This is a genomic window from Mesorhizobium sp. M4A.F.Ca.ET.050.02.1.1, assembly GCF_003997725.1.
Lineage (GTDB): Bacteria > Pseudomonadota > Alphaproteobacteria > Rhizobiales > Rhizobiaceae > Mesorhizobium.
Genome location: NZ_RZSG01000141.1, coordinates 1 through 10,594, shown reverse-complemented (window position 1 = coordinate 10,594; position 10,594 = coordinate 1). Strand labels below are relative to the sequence as shown.

The following is a 10,594-nucleotide window of genomic DNA, read 5'->3' as shown; positions in this document are numbered from 1 at the left end:
GTCCATGGCCTTGATCAGCGGCACCGGGCCGGCGGCGTAGCCGATGCGCCAACCGGTCATGGCATAGGCCTTCGACACGCCGTTCATGGTCAGGGTGCGCTCGTAGAGTTTCGGCTCGACTTCTGCGATCGTCCTGAAGACGAAATCGCCGTAGGTGAGGTGCTCATACATGTCGTCGGTCAGTGTCCAGACATGCGGGTGCTTGAGCAGCACGTCGGCCAAAGATCGAAGCTCGGCTTCCGTGTAGGCGGCGCCCGACGGGTTGGACGGCGAGTTCATCAATAGCCATTTGGTGCGCGGCGTGATCGCCTTTTCAAGCACTTCCGCCGTCAGCTTGAAGCCGTTGTCGATCGATGTGTCTGTAAACACCGATGTGCCGCCGCAGATCGCCACCATCTCGGGATAGCTCACCCAGTAGGGGCGCGGGATGATCACCTCGTCGCCGGGGTTCAGCGTCGCCATGAAGGCGTTGAACAGGATCTGCTTGCCGCCGGTGCCGACGATGGTCTGCTCCGGCCGGTAGTCGAGATTGTTCTCGCGCTTGAATTTTTTCGCGATCGCCTCACGCAGCTGCGTGATGCCTGACACTGGCGGATACTTGGTCTCGCCACGACGGATCGCGTCGATCGCCGCGTTCTTGATGTTGTCGGGCGTATCAAAGTCCGGCTCGCCGGCGCCAAGGCCGATGATGTCACGGCCGGCGTTTTTCAGCTCGCGCGCCTTCTGCGTCACCGCGATGGTCGCGGAAGGCTTCACGCGGGAAAGGGCGTCGGCAAGAAAGGCCATGACCTGATATCTCCAAGGGTCGGCGGGCCAGGAGCGGCCGCGGGCCTCTCATGTCGCATCATCCGGCCAAGCGCAAGCATTGTCGAATGAGCCAGGGGTCAAGCAGCCGTGACCGGCATCGCTCGGCAACAATAAATTCATCAACGGCCGCTAAAACCCCTGTTGGCAGGATCGCAAGCCATTTCCGCCAAGTCTTGCCGAGCGAGGATCCCTTGTCGCGTAGTATCGGGCTCGCCCACATCATCCGTCGTGATCGCTCGTCAACTCGCTCAACGGGCCTTCGGCCCTAGACGGCATGGTCGGAACCTCCGGTTCCTCAACGACCTGCGGTCTTATGTGGGCTAGCCTCGCTGCGTCTGACACCAGCCGATAGAACGAGAGAAAACAGCCAGCAACATCAATGGCTTACACTCCATAGCGACCCCCGCTGGGTGGGGTGCAAGGGGGACGGCCCCCCGGTCATACGGTAGGTATGGCCCCTCGAAAATTTCTCGGAGAAATTCCTGAGGGTCGCCTTCCAACCGGACGAGACGCGGAGGCTAGAGACACGTTGGCTGTCACACTCGTTGTGACCGTATTGTGACCCGATGACGAGAAGCTCTAGTCGACAGGCAATCTTTGCGAGAAGATGGACCTATTGGCCAAGGACCTTCGGGGCTACAGCAGATGCAGCCTAATCCACCTGACGTAGCGGTCACATTACTCCCGTGGATAATCATCTACGGCATAATTTCGACTGCTGCCCTTTGGAGACGCAAAGGCGAGGAAAACCGATCCATTGGATTCAGACGATGGAAGAGGATGAACATTTTCCTCTTCGGAGCTATCGGCTTGGGATTCCTCTCTCTCTGGCTCAGAGACAACGGGCTTACGAGATGAGGACGCCTCTTGGAGGAATCGATAGGTAGCATAGGTCTAGTCGCCTCTTGCGAGGCTCGCTTAAAGAAAAAGGGAGTGTCCCCTAGGATATCATTTTCTTTTAGGCGAGGGCGAAGCATGAGCCCGACTATCCTAAGTTTTTTCTAGTGTATCTAAGATATCTTTCTTTAAACAACATGGGGTTAAACCCATTGATTTCGTTGAGAAATTTTATCCAACAGGACGCGACTCGTGTCCTGCACTTACGGAATCATCCGAAATTGCGAGTCTTTTTGTAATATTCAGCATCCGATTTAGTCACACGATTTCTGTTCTTCGAGTTGTCCTCCCCGTTTAGATAATCCTCCAGAATGGACCTCATTCGGAAGCTCGGAAGGTACACGGTGATTTTCTCTCCCCGTCTGACACGGGATCGATAAATCCACTGAATTAACTCTGTCAGCGCGTATTGATCCTGCTCGACACCATGACGGCCAGTGCCAAGCCAGCGGTTTATGTAGTGGTTTATGTTTTGATCGTAGAGATACACGAGTGTTGATTTCTCAATGTAGTCGTTGGTCCCACGAGTGGTGTTCGCAAGCCATGTGACCCCGTCGAATAGCCGCGACCCGGAGGCAAACGGTCCAGGCTTTGGCTTCATGCCCTTCTTGACCTGATCGTCATCCAATCCGTTGAGAAACCAATTCCGTTTGGCGCAAGTCACAAGAACGCAAGAGAGATCATCCCCGAGATCATAGCGACGGATACCCCTAAGCGCGTTCGAAACCCTCTTGCCCACAGCCTTGCCGTCCATCTGTCCGGTGAAAGACAACCTAACCCCGTGGAGCGAGGGAATCTTTTCGAGAGTGATCAACTCCCGCGCTTTCTTCCGAAAGGCTTCATTCGCTTCGGGGTCTTCGTCATGGCTGTACCCGATTCCGAGTTTCCTCAGATAAGCCAAGAGCATCGATCCTTCCGCCATAAAGGTATAGATGGTCAATGATCGGCCTGAACGGAGAAGGATTTCCGGCAGCGTCCACATGAAGAATACGCCTTCTACGAAATAGAGCGTTCCAGCACACGCGGGACCGAAGAATTTTTCCTTCAGTGTATCGTTGACCTCTCCGGCGTTGTCTCGCCACTTGTTGGTGGCATCCACGCGGCCCGTCTCAGGATCGACGGTGACATACTCCCTGCCTAGATAGAATTCGATGAATGACCTTAGGGTCAGACCCTCGATGCCGCGACAGACCTCAGGGACTTCATCGATGATGATTTCGTATCCGTCGAGAAGACCCTGCCCCGCGAGTATCGCTATGTCTTCATAAAGCGCGTGTGTCGTCGCGACATTTCTCCCCGATGCCAAAAGCTCTCGGAGGCTTTCCCGCTTCGTTTTATATTCCCCCGTGCTGTCGGGTTGATCGAACTCGACTTCCGATCGCTCAATGATCCTATCGACCTCGCCTAACAGCGGTGTAACGACAAGATAGCGCCTGTCAGTTCGAAAGGACTTTATCATTTCGCTTGTCTTGCCGAAGCCGCACGGCCTATCAATTATGTAAACTGGATCGTCACGCAGAAATAAACTTTTGAATATATCACTCATTGATTGTTCTTAGTCTCCTTTCTCTTCGCCATTCGATAAATCGTCCCGGCTGTCACCCCGGCACTTTTGAAATATCGATCCCACATATATCGCTGTCTCTTGGGATCGTAGTTGCCTCGCCTTGTCGTCTGAGACCATTCGTCCCAAAGGTCGAAGCCCTCCTGTGATCCGCCCGAAGCGTCAAACAATGCTGCTCCGACCTTGAACCATTCAGGCTGGTTATCTGCCGGGATGTGGGACAGGGCTTCCCTCAGTCGGACAGGATTCCAATCGGAACTCTTATGCGACCCCCGTCCTTTCGTTCGCCGCCCTTCCGATGGTTCTGGGGTGTAATTCTCAATTCCCAATGTCTTCGCCATGTCGGCAAAGCTGTTAATCGGCAACGTCGTTTCCCTCCTTTCTCCTTAAATTCCTCAGTTGTTCGGGCTTCAGCCAGTAACCCACGGGACTTTCGATATTACTCTCCGACCCTACCGGACTCACTAAAGATGGCGTTAACAGATCATTTTTTCCGTCCCGACAAATCGCCATCACCCGGTTAAAGGCACCGGGATCGACCTTGCCGAACCGATGACGATGGGTGTTCCAAAGGATGCCGGCTGACTTATGGGTGGCAAACTCACGGCCATTCCGCAGGAGGACAAAGAGGCCGCCCCGAAAGGCGACCCCCCATGCCTCGTTAATTCGAGCAATCATGCGACTGCCTCGACTTCTAGAATGCCCCTGTTTTGGTGGTGGTGGTGCCCTTCCAGAGCGTTCGAGGGTGTCCGACGATGTAGGACAGCGGGAAGATCAAACGATCGATATTTGACCCTCTTCGCCACCTTGGTTTGCTCATCGGTCACGTCATGGTCTGCCCAATAGGAAAGGCTGTGATCCTGCTTGAAGACAGGGACCCCGTTCCGCTCGACATGGACGACAATATCGGGAGACAAGCCAAGCTCATCCCGAAGGGCACGACAAAGCGGCCCAAGTGGGTCTTTGTAGGTCCGACGACCACCACGGGTGTCAGATGTATCGACCTCGATCCCGCTTGCGTGATGGATAGCCCTATAGCTGCCAGTCAGTTCAACGCTGATCTTGCCATTCATAGCGCGGCAAACATCTGGTCGAAAGAGACCGGCTCGACAGCCTTCCGCTTAGGTTGCTTCGGCTTGACGATGATAGGAACCCGCTTCCGGTATCTCGGTTTGTAGGTTCCTTCCGCTAGTGCCAGGGCCTTACGGCGTTCAAAGTCGGTAGCCGCTTCGATCAACAAAGCCCTGTCGTGACGAGTGCTCCCGCCATGGGACTGAAGACCAAGATTGGACCGCCTGAGGTCAAGCTCATTGCCATTCAGGAAGACGACCCGCTGCCCCGGAAGAGCATCGACGATCACCCGACCAATTAGGACTTCAAGCTTGCCCGGTGCACATGCGCCGACCTGTCCGCCCCGAAGGAGCCAATTACGGCTGACCTTGTGGGCTACCAGCCAGTTCCAATCGTCGTGATCGACAGTGGCTTCAAGGGTGCCATCCCTGCCAATCGGGACGTGCACAATGAAACCATCCTGCCTGCCCCCTGTAAGCCGAACATCACGGGGCCTCAAAGCGAGACCCCCAGATCAGCCAGCATACGCTTTGCAGCTTCGTCATGATCGAGACCCTTAGCGACCTCATCGACGAACTGAGTCACTCGCATTTTGATAAGTTCTGACTTGGCCTCTTGGTTGAGCCTGTAATCGTTGGCCCATTCACGACGCGCGGCTTCAGCCATGGCTTCACCCTGTCGGCGCTGGTCTTCAAGGCTTGTGCGATTAGTCATCATTCACCCCGACGAGACAAACCTGACTGACGGGCATAGATCGATGACTTCTTTGCCTCTTCCTGCCTTTCAGTGGGGGTCTCATCAATCGTCCGGTCTACGGTACCGGCTTGCATTCCCCGGCGTTCAAGGACCCTGATGGCTACGAGTTCGGCAAACTCAGAGTTGGTCACGTTGTCGAGGGCGTCGGCAGTATCGTTCACCCTCTGGCGCAGCATCTCCCGTTCTGCCGATGACATCTTGGCGAGGGGCTTGTTGAAAAAGTAGGTATCCGGGACGGTAATCTTAGTCATATAAAAGTTCCTTTCGAAATTGATGGTTCAAATAGCCGATACGTTTACGTCAAGGCGTTCGCCCGTTTCGGATGACACATGGGCCATCTCTAACGTCCAGCCGCCTTTCTTCGCCCAATCGGCAAGGGCTCGGATCAGTGCATTTCGTTCGGTAAATTGCCCCAAGAGGGGATCGAGGACTTTGATAAATTCAGCGATATGAAGCTGATGAGGGGTCTTCCAAAGCCTGACGAAACCTTTGGCCTTGCCCTTCGAGACGCTGATAACTGTGAGATCAAACGGAGTGGGATTACTCCCGATATAATTAAGTTCATACGTGGCAATATCTTTCAGATCGGTAGTCATTTGTCCTTCTGTTGTCCGCCCCAATGGGACGGTGTTAGCGTTCGGTATTTTTCGTGTTGAGAGTAGGATATAAACTCCTACTCTCTACCTATTGTACTCCGTTTTCACCTAGAAGTCAATAGTATAAACGGAGCGTGTTCTTACAAGTACTTGATATACAAAGCTTTATACCCCCAAGAAAATTTTTGAAACACGGAGTAAGGCTACTCTTCCGCCAATTCCTTCCTGATTAACCTGTCGAGTTCACATACTCTGACCTTGAGCCTTCGGCTTTCATCAACGAGTTGAATCAACTTCAAGTCAGGGTCGTCGGGCGGAAGCATCTTAGGTTGCGAAATAGAGCGTTGCCCTCTGTAGAAGTCTACGACTGTGCCCACGTGGCCTTCCTCCAAATGATAGGACCAAAGAATGCCTACCGAGCGAAGGCAAGTCTCCGCCGGTTATGACGATGTAAGGGTTCGGTATCCGGCTGGCTCGTCTAGTCCGCTCGCGTGGGGGACGTCATTGACGTAGGTGCCAGTGGTGGCCGCCAGTAGTTAGACGACTCGATTACGGCTATCCTTGGGCCGGCTTAGCGATTCTTGAATCAAGGGGGCGCAGATTGTGGAAATAACGGACCCGTCTACCGAACTTCATCGGCTTTGCGAAAAGCTAAAGGCCAATGACGCGAGGGATGAGACACGCAAAGCTCTGGCAAGGCAGTTTGGCGTCACCGTCGACAGCCCAGAATTTTTCGCGATACTTGCGGCCATTTCTGCGAGGATCGCCCGTCTGCGCTCGTTGGTAGCCTCAATGACCGCGACGCCGGAAATCTTCCGCCAAAGGTTTGATCAAGCCTGCGTCCGGGTGTCGTCGTTTATCTCGTCCGCCAATCTACACAACTCGTGGCGCGGGGTACGCGATAGTGCCTTTGAACCCGTTTCGCTCAACAGCCTTCTGATGGCGGGGCATACCATTCAGGGAGTGGCCCCTTTACGTGTACCGACCGAGGCTCAGCGGGCGGAGTTTCTCCAAAAGATTGATGAGGCGATTAACGCCATTGACGATAGGCAAGATGTTATCATGGCCGTATTCGTTACGTCGTTCGTTGCCCTAAGGTTCATGATCGAAAAATTAGAATTTTACGGGGTTGACGGTGTATTAGAGCAACTTCTAAATACCCACGCAATTCTGTCCAGCGTCGAATATTCTGACAAGAAGAAAGGTAAAAACAGGACATTCGCGAAAGCGTGGGCTGTACTGGCGAGCATATATGTCGCCTTGACGATTCCTGACGCTGGGCTCACTGCAGTGCAAAATTATTACGCGGACTATCAGGCGGTGATCGAATATTTTTCCCAACAAGTCCCGCCGGAAAGCCCTAAACTGCTAACCGGACCAGCAGAGGACAAGCAAGCTACACCCATTGAAGAACAAGCGGCCGATTCCAACACGTAGCAAAAGAAGTTAATTATCATGCAAATTACTCTTTCAGAAGAAGACATTCAGTATGTGAAAACCTTCTTTCCGCATATGGCGGCTCGGACATTCAAAGCCATACAGGACCAGCAGCAATTTGTGCATTACTGCGACGCAGATGCCGCTCTTTCCATGATCGATAAGGGTGAGTTGTGGCTTAGAAACACAACGTGGATGAACGACACATCTGAGCTTAAGCACGGGGTTAACCTCCTAATCCAAGCTTACAATACAGAGCAAGGCCTTCAGCTACGGGACCGGCTCAACAATGAGTGGCCAGGCTTTACCGAGAGATTCGAGCCTATCTTTTCCTCGTGGATCGGACATTGGCAGCAAGAGACCTACATAGCTTGCGTGACTGAGTTGCTACCCAAAGAGGATTTAATAGGCCGGTTGTCCATGTGGCGTGCTTACGGGAAGGGCAGTTCACCCGTGGCCTTCGTCGTGAATGGAGGACCGATGTTGAGGCCATCGGACGCGCTAAAGGCATATACAAGCCCTGTCGCCTATCTCGACCAAGAGGGTTTCAATCAGGAATTCTCAGTGCTGGCTAACAACATTATGAGCAGCTTTGACTACGTCAAAAGCATCGGTGAGACACAGACGTTTAATAGCTTGTTCGCGGCATTCAGGTACGCCGTCATATGCACAAAACATCCGTCATTCTACGAAGAACGTGAGTGGCGTATAATATACCAGCCTACGTTTGAATCATCCGATAGGTTGGTTGAGGACTACAGGTCAATTGGTGGAGCACCTCAAAGAATATTCAAGATTCCGATGAAGGATATTCCAGAGAAAGGACTTTATGGTGTTACCTTGCCTGATTTGTTGGTAAGGATCATTATTGGTCCCGGTCCGAATTCCGCTAACCTTCATAGGGAATTCGTTCGCTTTCTTGGAAAGGCTGGCGTGCCGAACGCTATCGACAGGGTGATTGTGTCGGACGTGCCGCTCAGAACCTAATCGATGAAAAAGGCCCAAGCTTGTGGCAAGGGCCTAGGGTATGGTCTGACGAGAGGATCAGCCCCGATCAGAGTGGGTCCGCTGTGGGGAAGAAGCGATTGGATTTCAGGCCGTTACGGTTTCTTCTGGCGTCACCTGTCCCTCAATCACTTTCTGTTCGTCCCGTCGTGCCTTTCCCAAGAGCTTCGCCCTGACGGCTTCCTGACTGGCATGGGCATACCGGAATAGCATCGCCGGTGTCCTGTGACCCGATATGCTGGCAACCTCCGGGATCGACAGACCAAGCTCAAACAGGCGGGAAATCCCCTCGTGTCTCAGATCGTGGAAATGAAGGTCCTCGATAGCTGGTTCTGCGCGCTTGCAGATACGGGTCCAACTCGTCTTCACTACCTCGACATCGACAGGAAATGCTCTCGTCGTCGGAGTGACCCTAGGTGGGCCAATAATTCCCCGTGGTTGAGCGAAAGCCAGCGTGAGACAGGACGATGCTTTGTCTGTCAGTGGTATCACTCTCGAATGGCCGTTCTTCGAGACAGGGATGGTCAACAGATGCCGTTGGAAATCGACGTTGCGGAATTCTATCGCGAGGATTTCTCCCTGCCGCATGGCCGTCTCTAGGGCAAAGACGATGATAGGAACAAGGTACGGATTGGGCTGACCGTCTAGGGTCCTGAGCTTCCGCGCTTCCGACAGCAATCGTTCTTCCTCTCCGGGACGTAGCCTCCGCTCACGCCTGACGTCGATGGCAGGCAGATAGAGGTCTTGGAGAGGGTTACCTGTCGGTATGTGCCATTCGGCCTTGGCGACCTTGAACATGTGGAAGAGTGGAGCGAGTTCCCTCCGGAGTGACTTCGCTGTCACCGGGCGACCTGTGAGCCTCGAAACCTCCTTAAGCCTTTGGTCACGGTACTGTGCGAAATCCTTTGATTGAAGGTCGTTCAGGGTTTTCGTCGCGATAGGATAGCGGAGGAACCTGTCGAGCAGGATCGTTTCGAATCTCGCTGAACGCTTCTTGGGTAGGACTTCGTTTTTGTATCGAGTGACGAGTTCAGCCAGGGTGATCGATTTGAGTGTTTTCCTGTCGGGTCCAAGCTCTTGGCGGTCTAACTGCCGTTCGATCTCCCGTGCCCATTCGAGGGCGTCTGACTTGGCGAGGAATGACTTCGAACTCGCTTCGTGGCCTCTCCGTCTGACTTGGACATTCCATTTGCCGTTACGCTTGCGAATTGATGCCATTTCGGATGCTCCGTGTGACCCAGTTGTGACCGGAAGGTCGATCCCCGAAGATTCTCATGGGAAATCAGATGTTTCGGGTGAATGACCATAGCATCCGTCGTGATGACGGCACCTCCAGTGGTGTCTGGGGCGTCTATACGCTGCAGAGCGCATTCCAGCCGATCTTCGCCTTCAGGGAAGGCAAGCTGTCGATCGTCGCATTCGAGGGGCTGATCCGGCCGTTTCGTGACGGCGAGCCGCAGTCGCCGATGAGTTTCTTCAACACCTGCCCGGCGGGCGACCGCCTGCACATCGAGGCGCTGACGCGGACGCTACACCTGCTCAACGCCGGCGCCTGCCTGCCGGAAGAGGCGTCGATCTTCGTCAACTTCGACCCGTCTGTGTTCACCGACCGCGCCATCGCAGACAACGCGCTGCGCGACATGCGGCTGGTGCTGCACGAGGCCGGCATCGACCCGCGCAGGATGGTTTGCGAGGTGACCGAACAGAAATCGGCCTCGCAGGAAACGCTCTACAGCTTCGTCGAGGCGCTGAGAGCCAACGGCTTCCGCATCGCTGTCGACGACTACGGCGCCGACGAATCCGACATCAACCGGATCAAGGAGCTCAAGCCCGACATCGTCAAGTTCGATGCGCACTGGATCACGCAACTGATGGAGTCCGGCGCCGGCTTTGCCCTGTTGACCACCATGGTGAAGAGCTTCGAGCAGCAAGGCATTCGCACCGTGTTCGAGGGCCTCGAGGAAGGCTGGCAGCTCGAGCTTGCCGAGAAATCGGGAACCTCGATGGTGCAAGGCTTCGTGCTGGCGCGGCCGGAACTGGCGCCGACCAGCTTTCGCGTCTTCGGCAAGGGCGTTGAGGCGTCCGCGGCAGCGACGGGCATCGGCGATGCGCCGGTCAGTTCGGGCGCGGCGCCGACGACGCGCCCGGCGCGGGTGTTCGGGCGCAGGAACGCCTCGTGAGCGTTTGGCCGGACAGGCGGCGCAATGCCGCCGAGGCGATCTTTGCCGACGAGATCGGCATCGAGTACGGCGTCTATGGCGACTTCCGGCTGAAGAGCGCCTATCAACCGATCTTCGCGCCGCGCGGCCGCTCGTTGGCGCCGGTCGCCGTCGAGGCGTTGATCGAGGCGCAGCGCGACGCGAGGCCGGTCGCGCCGCCGGTGTTCTTCGGCAGCCTGCCTGCCGCGGACCGCCTGTTCGTCGAGACGATGTGCCGGATGCTGCATCTGAGGAACTTCCGC

Annotated in this window: 10 protein-coding genes and 1 pseudogene; 5 read left to right on the top strand and 6 right to left on the bottom strand. The window is 54.9% G+C overall.

Annotated features, from left to right (window positions below; genetic code table 11):
- Both EOA33_RS12460 and EOA33_RS12455 read right to left on the bottom strand, forming a co-directional pair.
- A partial coding sequence (locus tag EOA33_RS12460; protein WP_145989122.1) for a pyridoxal phosphate-dependent aminotransferase occupies positions 1 to 786 on the bottom strand: 786 nt, incomplete at its 3' end.
- A 1,129-nt stretch (positions 787 to 1,915) separates the two neighbouring features.
- Positions 1,916 to 3,250 (bottom strand): hypothetical protein, encoded by a 1,335-nt coding sequence (locus EOA33_RS12455; protein WP_127405757.1) that lies wholly within the window; start codon positions 3,248 to 3,250, stop codon positions 1,916 to 1,918.
- A gap of 872 nt (positions 3,251 to 4,122) precedes the next feature.
- On the opposite strand from EOA33_RS12455, the gene EOA33_RS38985 reads away from it, so the two are divergent.
- On the top strand, positions 4,123 to 4,446 hold the full coding sequence (locus EOA33_RS38985; RefSeq protein ID WP_127405755.1) for a hypothetical protein: 324 nt from the start codon (positions 4,123 to 4,125) through the stop codon (positions 4,444 to 4,446).
- A 388-nt stretch (positions 4,447 to 4,834) separates the two neighbouring features.
- Here EOA33_RS38985 and EOA33_RS38980 read toward each other — a convergent pair whose 3' ends face one another.
- From EOA33_RS38980 to EOA33_RS12435, 3 genes are read right to left on the bottom strand one after another with little or no spacing between them, the layout of a single operon-like run.
- Entirely contained in the window at positions 4,835 to 5,005 is a 171-nt protein-coding gene (locus EOA33_RS38980; RefSeq protein WP_189556468.1) for a hypothetical protein, read from the bottom strand.
- Positions 5,006 to 5,052: 47 nt separating this feature from the next.
- Positions 5,053 to 5,346, bottom strand: coding sequence for a hypothetical protein (locus tag EOA33_RS12440; protein ID WP_127405754.1), 294 nt, complete (start codon positions 5,344 to 5,346; stop codon positions 5,053 to 5,055).
- A 27-nt stretch (positions 5,347 to 5,373) separates the two neighbouring features.
- Positions 5,374 to 5,691: a hypothetical protein gene (locus EOA33_RS12435; protein ID WP_127405753.1), complete on the bottom strand. Its 318-nt coding sequence runs from the start codon at positions 5,689 to 5,691 to the stop codon at positions 5,374 to 5,376.
- 603 nt (positions 5,692 to 6,294) lie between these two features.
- Here EOA33_RS12435 and EOA33_RS12430 point away from each other — a divergent pair.
- A complete protein-coding gene (locus tag EOA33_RS12430; protein WP_127405752.1) occupies positions 6,295 to 7,128 on the top strand; it encodes a hypothetical protein in 834 nt (277 codons plus the stop codon).
- A gap of 18 nt (positions 7,129 to 7,146) precedes the next feature.
- Positions 7,147 to 8,115 carry a DUF2971 domain-containing protein gene (locus EOA33_RS12425; protein ID WP_127405751.1) on the top strand — a complete coding sequence of 323 codons (969 nt, stop codon included), beginning with the start codon at positions 7,147 to 7,149 and terminating at the stop codon, positions 8,113 to 8,115.
- Positions 8,116 to 8,220: 105 nt separating this feature from the next.
- Here the strand turns inward: EOA33_RS12425 and EOA33_RS12420 are convergent, their stop codons facing one another.
- Positions 8,221 to 9,351, bottom strand: coding sequence for a site-specific integrase (locus EOA33_RS12420; RefSeq protein WP_127405750.1), 1,131 nt, complete (start codon positions 9,349 to 9,351; stop codon positions 8,221 to 8,223).
- Between the two features lie 68 nt (positions 9,352 to 9,419).
- Between EOA33_RS12420 and EOA33_RS12415 the strand changes: the two genes are divergently transcribed.
- The gene (locus EOA33_RS12415; protein ID WP_127405749.1) at positions 9,420 to 10,313 is read left to right on the top strand and encodes an EAL domain-containing protein; all 894 of its coding nucleotides are present in this window, start codon (positions 9,420 to 9,422) and stop codon (positions 10,311 to 10,313) included.
- Positions 10,310 to 10,594 (top strand): annotated as a pseudogene (locus tag EOA33_RS12410) (EAL domain-containing protein); the annotation flags it as partial. The gene EOA33_RS12415 and the pseudogene EOA33_RS12410, both read left to right, overlap by 4 nt.